Annotated in this window: 23 protein-coding genes; 4 read left to right on the top strand and 19 right to left on the bottom strand. The window is 47.1% G+C overall.

Annotated elements, in window-relative coordinates:
- Positions 1 to 8: 8 nt before the first annotated feature.
- The 8 genes from spoIIIAF to THEAE_RS0107215 all read right to left on the bottom strand — a co-directional run bounded on the left by spoIIIAF (position 9) and on the right by THEAE_RS0107215 (position 5003).
- Positions 9 to 674, bottom strand: coding sequence for a stage III sporulation protein AF (gene spoIIIAF / locus THEAE_RS0107250; protein ID WP_028987003.1), 666 nt, complete (start codon positions 672 to 674; stop codon positions 9 to 11).
- 38 nt (positions 675 to 712) lie between these two features.
- A complete protein-coding gene (gene spoIIIAE, locus THEAE_RS0107245) occupies positions 713 to 1879 on the bottom strand; it encodes a stage III sporulation protein AE (RefSeq protein WP_005584324.1) in 1167 nt (388 codons plus the stop codon).
- A gap of 13 nt (positions 1880 to 1892) precedes the next feature.
- Positions 1893 to 2282, bottom strand: a complete 390-nt coding sequence (gene spoIIIAD / locus THEAE_RS0107240; protein ID WP_005584322.1) for a stage III sporulation protein AD — start codon at positions 2280 to 2282, stop codon at positions 1893 to 1895.
- A gap of 41 nt (positions 2283 to 2323) precedes the next feature.
- Positions 2324 to 2527: a stage III sporulation protein AC gene (gene spoIIIAC, locus THEAE_RS0107235; RefSeq protein ID WP_028987002.1), complete on the bottom strand. Its 204-nt coding sequence runs from the start codon at positions 2525 to 2527 to the stop codon at positions 2324 to 2326.
- Positions 2528 to 2542: 15 nt separating this feature from the next.
- Positions 2543 to 3061 carry a stage III sporulation protein SpoIIIAB gene (spoIIIAB, locus tag THEAE_RS0107230; RefSeq protein ID WP_052329833.1) on the bottom strand — a complete coding sequence of 173 codons (519 nt, stop codon included), beginning with the start codon at positions 3059 to 3061 and terminating at the stop codon, positions 2543 to 2545.
- Positions 3058 to 4020, bottom strand: coding sequence for a stage III sporulation protein AA (spoIIIAA, locus tag THEAE_RS0107225; RefSeq protein ID WP_052329832.1), 963 nt, complete (start codon positions 4018 to 4020; stop codon positions 3058 to 3060). Before spoIIIAA ends, spoIIIAB begins: the two co-directional genes overlap by 4 nt.
- A 147-nt stretch (positions 4021 to 4167) precedes the next feature.
- Positions 4168 to 4680, bottom strand: a complete 513-nt coding sequence (locus THEAE_RS0107220; protein WP_005584319.1) for a CD1247 N-terminal domain-containing protein — start codon at positions 4678 to 4680, stop codon at positions 4168 to 4170.
- Positions 4681 to 4721: 41 nt separating this feature from the next.
- The gene (locus THEAE_RS0107215; RefSeq protein WP_005584318.1) at positions 4722 to 5003 is read right to left on the bottom strand and encodes a YqhV family protein; all 282 of its coding nucleotides are present in this window, start codon (positions 5001 to 5003) and stop codon (positions 4722 to 4724) included.
- A 143-nt stretch (positions 5004 to 5146) separates the two neighbouring features.
- Here THEAE_RS0107215 and comA point away from each other — a divergent pair, with 143 nt between their 5' ends.
- Genes comA through THEAE_RS0107200 form a run of 3 tightly spaced genes read left to right on the top strand, consistent with a single transcriptional unit; the run spans position 5147 to position 7173 of the window.
- On the top strand, positions 5147 to 5950 hold the full coding sequence (gene comA, locus THEAE_RS0107210; protein WP_028986999.1) for a phosphosulfolactate synthase: 804 nt from the start codon (positions 5147 to 5149) through the stop codon (positions 5948 to 5950).
- Complete coding sequence (locus THEAE_RS0107205; protein ID WP_028986998.1) at positions 5950 to 6684, top strand: 2-phosphosulfolactate phosphatase; 735 nt, start codon at positions 5950 to 5952, stop codon at positions 6682 to 6684. Before comA ends, THEAE_RS0107205 begins: the two co-directional genes overlap by 1 nt.
- Before the next feature lie 30 nt (positions 6685 to 6714).
- Entirely contained in the window at positions 6715 to 7173 is a 459-nt protein-coding gene (locus THEAE_RS0107200; RefSeq protein ID WP_028986997.1) for a DUF441 domain-containing protein, read from the top strand.
- 65 nt (positions 7174 to 7238) lie between these two features.
- Here the strand turns inward: THEAE_RS0107200 and efp are convergent, their stop codons facing one another.
- The 5 genes from efp to cccB all read right to left on the bottom strand — a co-directional run bounded on the left by efp (position 7239) and on the right by cccB (position 10355).
- A complete protein-coding gene (gene efp, locus THEAE_RS0107195; protein ID WP_005584314.1) occupies positions 7239 to 7796 on the bottom strand; it encodes an elongation factor P in 558 nt (185 codons plus the stop codon).
- A 56-nt stretch (positions 7797 to 7852) separates the two neighbouring features.
- Entirely contained in the window at positions 7853 to 8902 is a 1050-nt protein-coding gene (locus tag THEAE_RS0107190) for a M24 family metallopeptidase (RefSeq protein ID WP_039944898.1), read from the bottom strand.
- Positions 8903 to 8912: 10 nt separating this feature from the next.
- Complete coding sequence (aroQ, locus tag THEAE_RS0107185) at positions 8913 to 9368, bottom strand: type II 3-dehydroquinate dehydratase (protein WP_028986995.1); 456 nt, start codon at positions 9366 to 9368, stop codon at positions 8913 to 8915.
- A gap of 64 nt (positions 9369 to 9432) precedes the next feature.
- Positions 9433 to 9879, bottom strand: coding sequence for a YqhR family membrane protein (locus THEAE_RS21940; RefSeq protein ID WP_005584311.1), 447 nt, complete (start codon positions 9877 to 9879; stop codon positions 9433 to 9435).
- Positions 9880 to 9989: 110 nt separating this feature from the next.
- Positions 9990 to 10355 (bottom strand): cytochrome c551, encoded by a 366-nt coding sequence (gene cccB / locus THEAE_RS0107175; protein WP_005584310.1) that lies wholly within the window; start codon positions 10353 to 10355, stop codon positions 9990 to 9992.
- Positions 10356 to 10574: 219 nt separating this feature from the next.
- On the opposite strand from cccB, the gene THEAE_RS0107170 reads away from it, so the two are divergent.
- The gene (locus THEAE_RS0107170) at positions 10575 to 11549 is read left to right on the top strand and encodes a DUF1385 domain-containing protein (RefSeq protein WP_028986994.1); all 975 of its coding nucleotides are present in this window, start codon (positions 10575 to 10577) and stop codon (positions 11547 to 11549) included.
- Positions 11550 to 11667: 118 nt separating this feature from the next.
- Here the strand turns inward: THEAE_RS0107170 and THEAE_RS22930 are convergent, their stop codons facing one another.
- The 6 genes from THEAE_RS22930 to THEAE_RS0107135 form a co-directional block, all read right to left on the bottom strand.
- A complete protein-coding gene (locus tag THEAE_RS22930; protein ID WP_005584308.1) occupies positions 11668 to 11841 on the bottom strand; it encodes a hypothetical protein in 174 nt (57 codons plus the stop codon).
- Positions 11842 to 11906: 65 nt separating this feature from the next.
- Positions 11907 to 12827 carry a patatin-like phospholipase family protein gene (locus THEAE_RS20300; protein WP_052329830.1) on the bottom strand — a complete coding sequence of 307 codons (921 nt, stop codon included), beginning with the start codon at positions 12825 to 12827 and terminating at the stop codon, positions 11907 to 11909.
- Between the two features lie 64 nt (positions 12828 to 12891).
- Positions 12892 to 13626, bottom strand: coding sequence for an MBL fold metallo-hydrolase (locus tag THEAE_RS0107155; protein WP_005584306.1), 735 nt, complete (start codon positions 13624 to 13626; stop codon positions 12892 to 12894).
- Between the two features lie 85 nt (positions 13627 to 13711).
- Positions 13712 to 14134, bottom strand: coding sequence for a transcriptional regulator MntR (gene mntR, locus THEAE_RS0107150; RefSeq protein WP_028986993.1), 423 nt, complete (start codon positions 14132 to 14134; stop codon positions 13712 to 13714).
- 467 nt (positions 14135 to 14601) lie between these two features.
- On the bottom strand, positions 14602 to 14850 hold the full coding sequence (locus THEAE_RS0107140) for a hypothetical protein (RefSeq protein ID WP_005584302.1): 249 nt from the start codon (positions 14848 to 14850) through the stop codon (positions 14602 to 14604).
- 54 nt (positions 14851 to 14904) lie between these two features.
- Complete coding sequence (locus tag THEAE_RS0107135; RefSeq protein ID WP_342665753.1) at positions 14905 to 16491, bottom strand: MDR family MFS transporter; 1587 nt, start codon at positions 16489 to 16491, stop codon at positions 14905 to 14907.
- Between the last annotated feature and the right edge of the window lie 29 nt (positions 16492 to 16520).

Below are 16520 nucleotides of genomic sequence, written 5' to 3'. Positions count from 1 at the left end.
TCTCCTCCCTATTGGCTCGGACGATCCTGCCCTTTTACCACAATAATTTGTTCTGAAGGAAGCCCATACCTTTTCTCCAGAAAGAAGCGGATTCCGGCGCTTTCTTCTGTCTCTTCCCCGCTTACCGTAAGGCTTTGCTCCCCCCTTCCATTGATTCGAATGGGGTCAACGGGCGTGATCGGGTTGCCTTTTCCTATAATCCCTTCTCCCTTGTTATCCTTTTTATGAACCTGTCCTAATAAATAGACCAAGATTTTTTCCATTTTCGGCTCCTTTTCTGCGGAAAAGGTAAGGTTTACCTCCACTTTGCTTTCTACCTGCATCTGATCTTTTAGTTCCTGTTCGATGGTAAAAGCCAAGTTCCGGGAAAGGTAGGCAAGCATTTCTTTTTCCTGCTCCGCTTTTAATTTTTCAATCTGTTGGGCATCGAGGGAATTCGTCTCCCCATCCTTCCCTTTTAGAAAGAGATAAGATTCCGCCATCCATTTTTCGGGGAGATTCCCTATGCTGACAACCTGCAAAAGGGGGTTTAACATCGTAATGAGGATAAAAAGGCCGATCACCACCTTGGTATATTTTTGGATCTTGGCATTGGGAAGGAGGAGATCGGCGATGGTCGCCAAGAGGACCAAGGAAATTAATTGCTTCAGCCAATCGGAAAGAGAAGAAAGCATGGACTGATCCCCCCATATTTCGTGAAATTTCGGCCACCTTACCGGATCATCAGCGCCAAGTTTCCTGAAGCAATCAGGATGGTAAGAGAAAGGAAAAACATAAGGGAAACCGTAGCTAAAGCCCCGAAAATCAACATCATTCCGTTTCCGATATCATGAAGGGCGGTAATCATGGGATGATCGCCCAAAGGTTGTAAAAGAGCGGCGGCTATCTGATAAATGAGGCTGATCACCAATATTTTGATCGCCGGAAAGGCAGCCATAAAGAGGAGAAGGACTACCCCTGTAATCCCTACCGCATTTTTAAGAAGAAGGGAGGCTCCCATCACCGTTTCCGCCGCATCGGTAAATAGATGTCCGACAACGGGAACGAAATTCCCGGCCATATACTTGGCGGTACGGAGAGCGAGTCCATCCGAAATCGAAGTACTTGTCCCTTGAAAGGAGAGAACGGATAAAAAAACGGTGATAAATATACCCAACGTCCCTAATCCGATATTGCGTAAGAGGCCGGCAAGGCGGGTTAACTTGTACTTTTGGGAGATATGGCTTACCAACTGAAGAAGAATGGAGAAAAAGAGCAGAGGAAAGACAAAATAGTAGACAAGAGTTCCACTGGCATGAACAAGAACGACGATGAACGGGTGGAAGAAAGTTCCCGCCGCCACATTTCCCATCGAAATGGTTAAGGTGACCAAGAGAGGAACAATGGCCATCATGAAATCCATCATTCCCTTGATCGCCTCTTTCGCATAATTCATCGCCACGGAAAAACTGTTCATGGCGAGAATCATGAGAACGAGAAAAGTGATGATAAAAGCGATTTTACTCACGGCGGTCTGTTCAAAGGAGCTTTGGATATTTTCCAATATGGAGGCAAAAATCGTAAGGAGGAGGATCATACCGAGAAGCTTCGCATTGACGGTGATTTCATGAAAGAGGAAATGGAGAAACCCGTTCAATACCCCTTGGAGGGAGAATCCCTTCTCTTGCTGTAACATCAAGGAGATTAAACCGGGTGATTTCACCTCGGGAAGAAATCCGTGATAATCCTGGTATAACTTCTGCCAATATTGCTCAATCTCATCAAGGTTGAGATGTTCCAGCTGTTGCTTCACCAGCATTTCGTTCGGATCCGGTGATGCAAAGAGATTCTCTCCTCCTCCCAGCCAGATAAGAAGGAACAGGATGAGGGTCCTTTTCATCGTTTCTCTCCTTTTAAGCAGGGAGTAATCGTAAAATGGTTTCAATGACCGACTGAATGATCGGGATGGAGAGAATCAGGATGAGAATCTTCCCTCCCAGCTCAATCTTGGCGGCGATGGAACCTTCCCCTGCGTCCCGGGTAATCTGAGCACCAAATTCTGCAATATAGGCAATCCCGATGATCTTTAACACCGTCTCTAGAAAGATGAGATTTACATGGGCATCGAAGGCAAGCCGTTGTAATAGGGTGATCACTTTGCCGATGGGACCGAGAATATAAAGGAAGATGGCAATCCCTGCCAGTGCGGAGATCATAAAGGCAAAATCAGGTCTTTTCTCCTTCACGACGAGGCTCAGTACCGTGGCGACGATGCCAAGACCCACGATTTGCATGATTTCCATGATAAAAATCCCCTTGTTCCGCTTTTCAAATCGAAACCGGATCAGTAAAATTTAAAAACCCTTTGCAAATGTTGAAAGAGGGTTTGGATATAGGTGGATACCATGTAGAGGACTACGATAAAGCCGATCAAGGTAACCCAATGGGCCCAATCTTCTTTGCCCGCCTGTTTTAGGACCGTGTGAATCATGGCGATGATAATTCCAATGCCGGCGATGTAAAAGATGGTGCTTACATCGATACCCATGTAAAGCTCCTCCAATTAATACATTAGTATGACGAGCAAAAGTCCGCTTAAAAATCCAAGTGTCCTCGATAATTTCTCATATTTTGCTTGATCGTCCATTGCTTCCTTTTCTTCCGCTCTCAGGTGGGCCAGGGCAAGCCGCAGATGATTTCTTTGGGTTTCCCTATCGGAAAGGCCAAGGACGGAACCTAATTGGAGGAGAACCTCCTGTTCATCCCCCTTTAGATGGGTGGTGGGCCAACCCCTTCTCAACTCCTCCTCCCACACTTGCCAAAAGGTAAATTCCCTTTCCTTCAGCCTTACTGCAATTCTTTGGCATATGTGGGCGATCGGTCCCTTTTCCCTTTCCCCGATCCTCCTTATGATCTCCCCAAGGGGTTTCGCCCCATAGAGAATCTCCGTTTCCAGAGCGAGGAGGAGGTTCTCTAACTGTCTTATCTCTTTTGTTCTTCCGGAAAAACGGTTTGAGATGAGAAAGCCGGCCAATGTGGCCATGAGTAAAACGAGGAGAGCCCCGAAACCCTTTATCGTCATCTGAGATTCCCCCCCAAAACCCGCTTTCCTTGGCCATCATAAACGGCCTCTATCGTTCCCGCTCCTTTTCTTCTGCTTAAGAAGATGATCCGTTGAAATACTTGGTAACGGAAAATTTTTTGTAGAATCGGCCTTTTCTCGATCTCGTCCAACTTCTCCCCATGGGCGGTGGCAATGAGATAAATTCCTGCATTAATTGCTTCCAATAAAGCAACCACATCTTCTTCTTGGCCGATCTCATCGGTGATTAAAAGTTGAGGAGACATGGAGCGGATCATCATCATCATCCCTTCCGCCTTAGGACATCCATCCAGGACATCGGTTCGCGGCCCCACGTCCTTCTGGGGGATCCCCAAGTAAGAACCGGCGATTTCGGAGCGTTCATCCACCACCCCAACCCGCATGCCCGATATCCCGAAGCGAGACTCCCCATAGCTAAAAATCCGCGCCAAATCCCGGATGAGCGTGGTTTTCCCGGCCCGGGGCGGGGAGATGATAAGCGTATTATAGACCTCTTTTCCGTTCCAAATATAAGGCAGCAGAACCTCTCCCGTACCAATCTTCTCCCTCGCAAGGCGAAGGTTAAGTCCGGTGATGTGATGCAAATGGGATATTCTTCCTCCCTTCAATACGGCTCTCCCGCTTAATCCGATCCGATGTCCACCGGGGAGCGTGAGATAGCCTCTGCGGAGCTCTTCTTCCATCGCATAAAGGGAATGATTCGTCATAAGATTTATGATGTGTGCCATATCGTCGGGTGAAACGATGAGACCGTTTGAAGGGAGAGGGGTGATATCCCCCGCTGACGTTAAGAATCCTTCTTTCAAGGAAGAAATGATTTCCACCGGTCTTTCCGCCCTCAATCGAACCTCTTCAAGGGTAGAGCGGATCGTCTCAGGGAGAAGCTTGAGGGCCTTTTCTATGTGATCCGGCAGAAAATGGAAGAGTGCCTCAACCATTCCTATCCCTCCATTGAAGGAATCTACCTTATCTCTATGCAAGCTTGGCCTTCTTTAGACTAAAAGAAGAGGGCCGATACGGTAGGCCCTCTTCATCGATCTGTTGCCGGTATGAAACGAATCAAATAGAAATGTTGCCATCCACGGTTATTGCCGGACCTCCGTCTTGGAGCGGGTAGGCTTACCCTCCTCGTTCCCTGATAACCTTTGATCCTCCACATTTAAAACGATCACCTCTTTACATTCAGGGCATACCAGCTCTACCTGGTCGTTCTCCTCCATCAATTCGGCATCAATCAAGATCATCTCGTCGCAATTGGGACATTCCATCTCGTAAAAGCCTTCCTCATCTCCCTCATCTTGTTCTTCCTTACGATCACCCTGAATGTTCTTCTCAGCGCTTTCCATGAACTCCTTCTCCTCGGAATCCCCCTCATATTCAAATAGAAGGGATTCTACCTCATAGAGATCCTCATCCAGTGCTTCGATAAACTCTTCTTGATCCGTAAGGCGCAGTTTTAAATCCCTGATCTCTTCAGCCATTTTTTTGTTGAATTGGATGAGTTCAAAGATGGCTCTCCCCTCTTTGGTCGAAGGATCTAAGTCAAGTCCTTCTACCAAGCCTTCCATATAGGATAAATTCTTATCTATTTTTTCCATCTTAATCCCTCCCCTTTCTCATTTCTTATTATCCCTTCTCTTCACTTTCTTACTCCCATCAGAATGAGGAGAACCCCTAGAAAAACCAGGAGTATTTTATCAAAGGATAAACGGTGGGCGACACCGACCAAGCCGATGGCTGTTGTTGTCAGTAAAATCAAAGGGCCCACCATGGCAAGCATGGAATTTACCACCAGGGCCTTCCCCACTTCGTTTACTTTTAGCATGATGAGGGCTGCAAGTATCTCGATGCTTCCCGATAGAAGGCGAAGCAAGGCCATGCCAAGCACCGCCTTATCAAACCATTGCCAGAGATACCACATCATATACACCTCTCTTCCCTTTTGGTACATCCTATGCCTGTCCATGATGTCTTAGACATAGGGTAAAGAAATGAACCGATGGAAGAAGAGCTGCATATAGTATGGGCAGATATCTATGCCTAGAAGAAAGGGGAGAAGAAACATTGTCGTGGTTAAACTGGCCTCATTCCCTGACGGACCCGAGCCAAACGAGAAACCTCAAACCAAGGGAGAATGGAATTACGATGGTCATTGATAAGGGATTGGGGATTGACGGACTTAAGGATCTTCTTGAAGTTTCAGGAGCTTATATCGATTATTTAAAACTGGGATTCGGCACCTCGGTTTTATATTCCAGCCATTATCTAAAGCATAAGATTCAGCTTGCCAAGGAATATGGCGTGAAGATCTATCCTGGCGGCACATTGACGGAAGTAGCCATCTATCAGCAGGAAATCCCCCACTATCTTAGCCTTATCACACAGATCGGTTTTAATGCCATCGAAATATCGGAAGGAACCCTATCCTATCCCCCTGACGTGCGAAAAGAGATCATCGTTCGGGCTCTTGATGCGGGATTAGATGTGATTACTGAATTTGGTAAAAAGGAACAAGGAAGCATCATTCTCCTTTCAGAGCTGGAAGAAAGACTTCTAAGCGACATCTTTTTAGGGGTCTCCTATGTGATCGTGGAGGGACGGGAATCGGGAACGGGGGTCGGAATCTATGACCAAAACGGAAACTTTGATGGCGCTACCCTCTATGACTTTGTCCATCATTGGGCATATAAAGATCGCTTGATTTGGGAAGCTCCGTTAAAGAAACAACAGGTGCATTTCATTCAATTGTTCGGAACCAATGTAAACCTGGGAAATATCGCGCCAGGAGAAGTGGTTGCCCTTGAAGCGTTAAGGAGGGGGCTTCGTTCCGATACCTTTATCTTTAAAGAAGTGTTAGGAGAGGTATGATGAGAGTCGAATCCATCGCCACCGTCGATGAGATTAAGGGGGAGATGATTGTGGGGAAGACGGTTGTCATCTTCGATGTGCTTCGCTCGTCCTCCACGATTCTTGCGGCATTTCTCGCCGGAGTCTCCGAAGTCATCCCCGTAGAAACGTTGGGAAAAGCATTTCTTCTGCAAAATAGCGAAACATTGCTCGCCGGAGAGAGATACTGTAAAAAAATAAGCGGATTCCATTTTTCCAATTCCCCCTCAGAACTTTCCTCTCAATCTCTGCAAGGAAAGAGGCTAATCTTATCTACAACCAATGGAACCCGGGCGATCCAAAAGGCAATGCGTGGTGAACATGTTCTTATCGGTTCCTTTCTCAATGGGAGTGCAGTGGCCCAAAAAGTGCTTCAGATCGGGAAGGAACTTACCCTCTATTGTGCCGGAAGCAGAAATGAATTTGCCTATGAAGATGGCTTGGCCGCCGGATTTCTCATTAATAAGCTCTTTGAACTTAGTAAAGACCCTCTGGAATTAAGCGATTTCTCCCAGCTTCTGTATGATGGATATTTGCAAAACATTAACCGCATTGAAGAGGTTCTTTTGAAAACAGCCACGGGAAAACGCCTTGCCCAACTGGGGCTAACAGAGGATATTCGCTACTCATCCCGGCGGGATACCATCCCATTGGTCCCCTATCTGCAGGAGGGGCGCATATTTGTCCATCCTGAAACATACTCTCCAACTAGATGAGGATAAAACGCCAACAGATAGGTGGGGCTTATCTTGACAGGGGAAATCATGTTAGTGGTTTTAATCGTGATCGGATTGCTGGGCCGTTCCCACATCATTGCGACCGCAGCAAGCATTCTCTTAATTCTGAAGTTAACCTCGTTGGAACGTTTCTTCCCTTCCGTTGAGCGAAGGGGGCTTGAACTAGGGCTCCTCTTTCTCATGATGTCCGTTCTTGTCCCTTTCGCCAGCGGCAAGATTCAATGGAAGGATTTTTCTCCCCTCTTCACCACCCTTCCAGGGCTCATGGCCTTATTGGGTGGAGCCATCGCCACCTACATGAACGGGAAGGGGTTGGAACTCTTAAAGCTGGAGCCCAGCATGATCGTCGGATTGGTCATCGGATCCATCCTTGGTATCCTCTTCTTTCGGGGAATTCCGGTAGGGCCTCTCATGGCGGCAGGGATTACCGCCCTCTTTATCCAAATCTTAAGGCATTTTGGAATATAACCGATACCTTTGGAAAGAGAAAAAGCCCAATCGCTCCAAACAACGATAAGGCTTTTCTTTTTCGATTAGGCTCGGGAAACATATTCTCCGGTTCGTGTGTCGATGATCAGCTTATCCCCCACATTAATGAAAAAGGGAACGCTTACCACATGGCCTGTTTCAAGGGTGGCCGGCTTAGAACCGCCCGTCGCCGTATCTCCCCGGATTCCCGGCTCCGTCTCCGTCACTTCCAGCACAACGGTGTTGGGCAGCTGAATCCCCAACATCTCTCCTTTATATTCAATCATATAAACCGTCATGTTTTCTTTCAAAAATTTTAGTTCATACTCAATCTGTTTACGGGACAAATTAATCTGATCATACGTATTCATATCCATAAAAGTATACTCGTCGCCGCTTGAATAAAGATACTGCATCTCTTTGGTTTCAATATGGGCACGGGGAACTTTCTCCCCTGCCCGAAAGGTATCTTCTCTCACATTTCCTGTGCGGAGATTTTTCATCTTCGCCCGGACAAAGGGGGAGCCTTTTCCCGGCTTGACATGTTGGAAATCGAGGACCTGCCATGGGTCTCCTTCCAACTCAATCGTAACTCCCGTCTTAAAATCGTTGGTCGAAATCACGTTTTCATCCTCCTAAACCCTTGGAAAAAATACAGTCCTACCCTATCATATAACAATTATCCCAGCTGAATCAATTCTTTTTTCGACTTTGTGATGATCTCACTTCCATCTTCCGTGATCAGGAGGTCATCTTCAATCCGCACACCACCAACGCCAGGCAGGTAGATCCCCGGTTCCACCGTAACCACCATGCCCGGCTGAAGGATGATCTCGCTGTTGAGGGAAAGGGTGGGGCCTTCATGGATCTCTAAGCCGATCCCATGTCCCGTCGCGTGTCCAAAGGCTTCCCCATATCCTCGGGAGGTGATGTAATCCCTACAGAGGGCGTCGGCCTCCTGTCCTGTCATTCCCGGTCCCAACTCCTCTACTCCCTTCTGCTGGGCTTCTAAACAAACTCTATAGATCTCATGCAGTTTGGGTGAAATCTCTCCTACCGCCACGGTTCTGGTCATATCCGAGACATACCCTTCATATACCGCCCCGAAATCAAGGGTTACCAACTCTCCTGTTTCGATCTTCTTATTGGAGGCTCTACCGTGGGGCATAGCGGACCGGTATCCGGAAGCCACGATGGTATCGAAGGAAGGGGCGCTCGCACCTAACTTACGCATCGTATATTCTAATTCCAAAGCCACCTCATTTTCCGTAACGCCGGGTTTAATATACGCAAGGATATGAGCAAAAGCCGAATCGGCGATCTCCGCCGCTTTTCTGATTTTTTGGATCTCTCCCTCATCCTTTAAAAGGCGAAGTTGTTCAACCAAGCCGGCGGTGGGGACCCAATCCACCCCTTCCATGCGGGATAGCCAGCTTTTGTATTCTCCATACGTTACATGATTCTCTTCAAAGCCGATGTGTTTCAGTCCTCTTTTTTTCACTTCTTCAGCCACCGACTCCAGCATCTTTCTGCGATTATCGATCACGGTAAAATGAGGAGATTGTTCCTTCGCTTGTTCCAGATAACGAAAATCTGTAAAAAAGAGGGCCTCTTTTTCTGTAATCAGCAGATAGCCGGTCGTTCCTGTAAATCCGCTTAGATATTGACGATTCCGGTCCGAAGTAACCAGCAGGGCTTCGATCTGATTCTCGGCAAAAAAGTTCCTCATTCTTTCTACTCTATTTTCCAATCTTTTTCCCCTCTTCCCTGATGTAATGAACCAAGGCCCGGAGCCCAATTTCATACCCGTAAGCCCCAAAACCGACGATAACCCCTATCGCCACGGGGGAAATAAAACTGTGGTGGCGGAACGATTCACGTTTATGTATGTTGGAAAGGTGAATCTCCACAGTGGGCAACCCAACCGCAGCGATGGCATCCCGAATGGCTACGCTCGTATGGGTATAAGCTGCAGGATTCAGTAAAATTCCCTGTACCTGTTGTCCCGCCTTTTGAATGAGGTCCACAATCTCCCCCTCATGGTTTGACTGGGAAGAGAAAACCTCGCATCCCAGTTCCTTTCCCAATCGGGAAAGGCGGTTGTCGATTTCCTCCAACGTCATCCTTCCATAAATCTCAGGTTCCCTCTGCCCTAACAAATTTAAGTTCGGGCCGTGGATCACTTGAATTTTCATCCCCTCTCCCCCTTCCCTTGCATTGTATCATAGAGATCTATCGGTTTAAAGGATCTCTCCCCGTTTACTCGATCTCTTCGGGACTGGAGAACTCGGCCGACAAAGAATAGCCTACAAAGACACCATAAAGCACAAATATGGATAAGGTGGAGGCAAGGGTATTCCAATCCATGGAGCGCCAGCCCATCATCGCGGACCAGAGTATGATTCCCAAGGCCACTCCCAACCACGGGCTATTTATTCTCGCCAAGGTATACACATACAAGAAAGAAACAAGGATGGAATAAAGGGCAAGAAGGATAAGGGAGAAGAAGACCCCTTCCCAGCGAAAAAGATATTCCGGCTTTAAAAAGCCTTGCGCGATATGGGAAGGAGAGAGCTTTGAGAGACGAAGCCAATAGAGGAGATATAAGACCCCACTCCAAATCAGCGCCCCAAAAAAACCGACCTCAAGGGCATAAAGCCATCTTGTTTTCTGCTCTTGATTTGCTACATCAGATTTTTCTTTCATGGAGCCTCCTGATCGTTAATCCCTTTTAAACTATTTTCCCCATCTTTTTAAAAAAAAAGCCGGTTTTACACCGGTTATGTATGAAAGAAGTCCCTTCAGAAAATCTGGAGTTATTTCTTTCCTTCCAGCCATGAGGCTACCGCATCTGCCTCTTCCCCTTGAATAATATTGGCAGGCATGATTCCTTTTCCATTTTTAATAGTGGAAAGGATCTGGTCTTTAGAAAGTGTTGCACCAATATGATTGAGTGCAGGGCCCACATTTCCTTCCAGGTTCTGACCATGACAGCTTGCACAATTGGTTTGATATACCGTCGCCGCATCCACCTTTGCCGTCTGCCCTTCAGTGGTCGTTCCCGACTCGCCGGTTGGTGGAGCCGAACCTTGATTTTGAGGCGCGTTACTGCCGCTTCCACAAGCACTGAGAAGGATTACGGAGAGAGCAAGCATGCCGGTTAGAAGTAAAATCCGTCGCACTGGGTCACACCTCCTTCTTCATTTAACAGTTTATCTCTATTCTAATGATGTTTCCACTAGTAAGCCCCCCTACTTTGTGAAGATAAAGTGAATGTTTTATGAGGAATTAAACAGAGGGAGGGGCAAGTATCAAAGCTTTTTTGGGGAATGCACTTTTCTTCTTCATGGTGTAAAATAAAAAGCAGAGTTTTTTAAGTTGCAAAGGTAAGGGTGAATAAGATGGCAAATGAGCGAAACCTCTATGGAGGTCAGGCGGTCATAGAAGGAGTCATGTTCGGAGGCAAACATGTATATGTGACGGCCATTCGTCGAAAGGATAACAGAATTGAATATTTTGAACAGCCGAAGACGGAACAGCCGTGGACCAGATGGCTAAAAAAAATCCCTTTTATCAGGGGCATCGTTGCTCTTATTCAATCAAGCGCCAATGGGAGCCGCCATCTTTCTTTCGCTGCGGAGAAGTATGATTTGGATGACGGAGATGAAGATGCAACTGAAAAAACGATGGGAAGAGAAGAGAAAACCTCGTGGTCCTTTGTCCTGGGGGTTGCAGTCATGGGTGTAATCTCCCTTATTGTTGGCAAAATCATCTTTACGGGGGTCCCCGCTCTTTTGGCAGGTCTCCTAGATCCTATCCTGTACTCGGTCCCACAAGGGACTCCTTGGGAACGGTTCGAAAGCAACATCATCGAAGGGGTTATTAAAATTTTTCTCCTTCTCCTCTACCTTTATGCTATTTCCATCACTCCCCTGATCAAACGTCTCTTTCAATACCATGGGGCGGAACATAAGGTGATTAACGCCTATGAAAGAGGCCTCCCTTTAACGGTGGAAAACGTAAAGAAAAGCTCCCGCCTGCACTACCGCTGCGGTTCCAGTTTCATTATCTTCACAGCGATCGTTGGGGTTTTGGTCTACTCCGTATTTAACTATTTTTTCCCTTATCACACCCTCTGGGAGAGAATCTTAGAGAGAATCCTCCTCATCCCCGTCGTGATCGGCCTTTCTTATGAGACCCTCTTTCTCACCAATAAGATGCGGGAGATTCCTATACTCCGCTATCTAGGTTACCCTGGGCTCTGGCTCCAACTTCTTACCACCAAAGAACCGAATACTGCGCAAATTGAAGTGGCGATCGCTTCTTTCAACCGCATGCGGGAACTGGATGAAAGCGGATTGGTACAAGTCCGTTAAGACGAATCGACCCGTTTCCTATAAAAACTCCCCTTTGTGCAGTCCTGAATTTTTGTTATTTCAGGTGTCTACTCAAAGGGGAGCATATCAAAGAGATGGGAGTTTTTCCTTTCTTCTACTAGGTTGTCTCAACCCCTAGTTCCCGTAAAACATGTTCCCAACTCGGATAATAGTAGAGGGCATTCCGCATCAATTCCGGATCATCCCTCTTTATCCTCTTTTTATTCAAAGATGCTCCTTTTTCCTTCATTAACCGAATGCGTTCCAGAACTTCTTGAGCGGTCATCTCCACGCTGAATCACCTCCCAACCTGGACATACTGCCTCTTACCATAAAGGATTCCCTAAACATGGAAATCTATTCCTCTTTTTTTGTGTAAATAATCGTGGAAGGAGGCCGCTGAATGCTCCGCTTTCGAAAGAATTTCCGCGTCGCCTCTTCTCCGATGCGAAGGAGTGAATCCTTCTGCTCCCTTGTTAAATGAAAGTCGGTCGATTGCACCCCGGGTGTAGGAATGAAAATCGTACGAACCGCATCCTGATTTTCCACATATTTCATATCTTGGGTTTCTAACATGGCGGAAAAAAGAGCTCGGAGCATGGAGATCGGTGTCCGAATCTTATGATATCTCTTCTCCTTATCCTTTCCCCCGCTTAGGCTGAATCCGAATGTGGGGATTCCGTGGGGGGGATCTTGATCAAAAATCCAGACCGGAAAATTGCTCAGGACCCCACCATCGATTAAATATTCGACGGGATTTCGGCGTGCTTTTATCGGGTCGAAAAAAAAGGGCATCGAACTGCTGATTCGTACCGCACGGCTCACTTTTAACTCATGAAGTGAAAAGCCTATCCTTTGCAAGTCTTGTGGGAGGGCTAAAATCTCCCCGGTTGAAAGATTTGAGACGATGACGGTAAGCCGTCCGGCGGGGAGATCGGCGAAGGTAGAAACCCCCTTCTCCCTTAGGCGTTCCTCTAACCACTTCTCTAGATAGGTGGCCGGATACATCCCAAGGGTAAAAAACATGCGCACAAGTCGCCCCAAAGGGAGGTAATCCCAAAAATTCCGTTCCACGATTCGGGAGAAATCTAATTGAACCATTAGCTCTTCCAAATCCGACGCACGATATCCGGCAGCGAGGAGGGAGCTCACGATGGCTCCGGCGGAAGTACCGCCCAGACGATTCCACTCGATCCCCATCTCTTCGCATACCTTAAGTGCCCCCACGAAGGCGATCCCCTTTACCCCTCCGCCTCCAAAGACCCCATTGGCCAGCATGGAAAACATCCCCCGTTTTTATCACATGTCTATGCTCCGGGGGATCTCTCTATGTTTTATTCCTTTAAATCACGTAGCGATCGCCTATCTTCGCTAGATATACAGGGCCGGAATAAACGGACCTTACCTGTTGGACAAGATCCTCCTGTTTGCCCACATGGGGAAGATGGGTAATCACCACTTTCTTTACCTCTCCCTCCTTCGCCAGTCTTCCCACCTCTCCTGTGTTCATATGGCCGGCTTTCGAACCGTCTTGCCCTAAGTAAAAATTGGATTCGGCGAGGAGAAGATCGGCTCCTTTCACAAAAGGAATGAGCTCTTCAAAGAAAGAGGTATCGGAAGTGTATACCCAGCTCTTTTCTCCCCATTCCGCTTTCACCGCCAGGGTATAAATCGGGTGAACGGTTTGAAGAAAGGTAAAGCGTATTCCCCCTATGGATAATTCATCTTCGGGTGAAATCTCAACGATTTGAGCGCCGGGAATGCCTAAATACCTTTCCTTCTCCTGGGCAGGTTCCTTTGGCAGGTAAAAGGTAAACGGGGTTTTCCGGGCCCCGGATCGGCTCTGCAGCATGACGGCGTAGCCGAGAACGCCCAGGTCGGCCACATGGTCATGATGATAATGGGTGACGAGGCAGCTATGTAAATGGGAAATCGGCAGTCTCTCCTGCAACCGGCTTAGTACTCCACTTCCACAATCTAAAAGGAGGGAGGTCTCTCCATGTTCCATGAGGTACCCTGCCGTCGCCTCTCCACCTTCCGGATAAGCACCCCAACGGCCTAAAATGGTGATTTCCATTCTTCATTCCTCCATTTCTCTTTCATCTCATTCAATCGATAGTAAAAAGCTTTTACAGAGGAAATTCCCCCATAAAAGCCGATGATTAAGCCTCCTTATCACATTCCCGAATTTGGTGCAATGCTTTAATCCGTTCCGGTTCCTCCCGAAAATATTGAACCAAATAGCCGATCGCATTTAAAGAATCTGCACTTAGATGGTGTTCAATCCCCTCTACATCCCGATAAATATTCTCTTCAGAAACACCGATGATTTGGAGAAATTCCTCCAGTAGTTGATGTCGATCGACCAAGCGTTTGCCGATTTTTTTCCCCTTAGGGGTAAGAACTAAACCCCGGTACTTTTCATAGACCAGATACTCATCTTTGTCTAATTTTTGCACCATCTTTGTGACCGAGGATGGATGAACCTTCAAAGCCTCTGCTATGTCTGAGACCCGGGCGTATCCCTTCTCCCGGATTAAGGTAAAAATTCTCTCTAAATAATCTTCCATGCTTGGCGTTCTCATCCTAATCCCCGTTCCCCCTAACAATGGTCTAGATTCATGATACCCTTTTTCCTATAGTATATCAAGGAGGGAATGGGACGGTGCCGGTACAAATATTAGAACTGTTGAATCCCACTTCGAATCACTCGCCGGTGCAAAAAGATCTCAAAGACGGTAACCAAAAAACTGACGACGATAAGCGTGGGGGGAGAAAAACGAAAGGAGATCGAGGGGAGTAGGAGGGGAGAAAAGGAAAGCAAAACATAGATTGCGAATCCTTCGATGACCGCACTCTGGAAATTTCCATACCTCGGCATGAGTACAAGATCCGCGATAAAACCGATAGAGAAGAGAATACTAATTAAAATGAAAAAAGGAAAAAAAGTAAAATCGCCTCGATCCAGAAAACTTGTAAAAAGAAGGATGAAGAAAATGGTTAATCCTTTGAACAAAAACAGAAAAGACCGTTTCGTTCCCCTTCCCTCCCGTCAGAGTGGTTCCACTTCGTGGGAGGGATCGTCATGGGGAGGATGCTTTGGTTCTACTTGGCGCGGTATCCCCTCATGCAAAGAACGATTTTCCCAAGCAAACGCGGAAGTTATATGCTGTTCGGGTCTTCCATGGTGTCCGATCGGTTCATGATACGGAGAACCATAAGGGCCTTCGGGAAATTCCTCAGGCAACCATTCGTTTTTTTGCGAACGGACCGTCTGCAGCTCCCTGTACTTTTTGGGCATGCCAATCCCCCTCACGGAAATGATCTATCCCTATTTTTCACGGAGGGGGAAAAATTACTCCTTCATCTTTTCTCCTTCTTTAGGCAATAAAAGGATAAAGAGCAGGCTTAATAGGGTTAGGAGAAGCATTCCCCAATAGACTCCATGGAGGGCTCCTTCCAATCCCCCTTGCAGGAGCTTCACCGCATCTTCCGCCATCTTGACCCGCTTCTCCGGATCCAACAATTCATTTACCTGTTTGATAAGCGCCGACGCTTTCTCCTCAGGTAGCCCTTGGCCATACAAATACCGTGCCAAGGCCGTATTTAAAACGCCACCGAGAAAGGCGGCCCCCACCGTTCCCCCTAACGTTCTCATAAAAAGGTTGGTTGAAGTGGCTACACCCCTGAGATTCCAAGGAACACCGCTTTGAATGGAGACGATAAAACTGGTGGTGGAAAAACCCATCCCCATCCCGGTGAAGAAGGAACCCAATCCTGCCCATACGGCCCCTCTTTCAGCCGTCAAAGTAAGAAAAAAGAGGGAACCAAGAAGAAGAAATCCCCCTCCCAGAATGGAGGTAGTCCTAAATCCATAGCGAATCATCATTTTCCCGGAGAAAAAAGAGGCAAAAGGCCAACCGATCGACATGGCGGTCAAAGCAAATCCGGCGATCAGGGGAGGATAGCCCATCGCTCCCTGAAGATGGGTGGGAAGAAAGGAAGAGATGCCGATGAGAAGCCCCCCTGTGGTCAAAGAGGCGAGATTGGCAAAGGTAATCGTCCGGTTTTTCCATATGTGGAGGGGAATGATGGGTTCCTTCGCCTTACGCTCCTGAACGAAGAAAAAGAAAAAGCCGAGAAGAAAGAGAAAAAGAAGAAATCCTGTTTGCCATGAGAGCCAACTCCATGCCGTTCCCCCTTGCAAGGAGGCCAGCATGACGGAAATAATCATCACAAACAAGAGAAGGGAACCCAGATAATCAATCTCATGTTTCTTTTTCTCAAATACTTCATGGAGAGAGGATAGGATACCCATCATCGCCATCAATCCTAAAGGGAGGTTGATCCAGAAGATCCAAGACCAATGGATTTGAACGAACAAGGCACCTAACAAAGGCCCGATCACTGCAGAAATCCCCCAAACGCTGGATAGATAGCCCTGGATCTTGGCCCGTTCTTCCAAGGTATAGATATCTCCTATAATCGTGGTCGCGATGGGTTGGACCGCCCCCGCCCCCAATCCCTGTATGATGCGAAAAAAGATAAGCTGAGTCATCGTTTGCGAGAAACCGGATAGGAAAGAACCTACCAAAAAAAGGGATACGCCGATGACAAAAATTAGCTTTCTTCCAAAGAGATCGGACATCTTGCCATAGATGGGAACCGTGATGGCCTGGGCGAGAAGATATGCCGAAAAAACCCAACTAAGCATGGAAAATCCGCCTAAGTCACTTACGATGGAAGGCATTGCCGTACCTACGATGGTGGATTCCACAGCCGTCATAAACATGGAAATCATTACCGCCGCTAAAACGATCGGACGATTTGTTTCTTTTTGTCCTTTCGCTAAAACATTTTCTCTTGCCATGTCATCCCCCTGCTCTCTCTTTTCTATTTCTTTATTATGACAAAAAAAAGAAGCTCCCTCAAATCTGTGCACTCCGAAAAAATGCCTCTACATCAAGAAAA

It is taken from the genome of Thermicanus aegyptius DSM 12793 (genome assembly GCF_000510645.1).
Classification (GTDB): Bacteria; Bacillota; Bacilli; order Thermicanales; family Thermicanaceae; genus Thermicanus; species Thermicanus aegyptius.
This window is presented reverse-complemented; position numbering and strand designations above follow the sequence as displayed.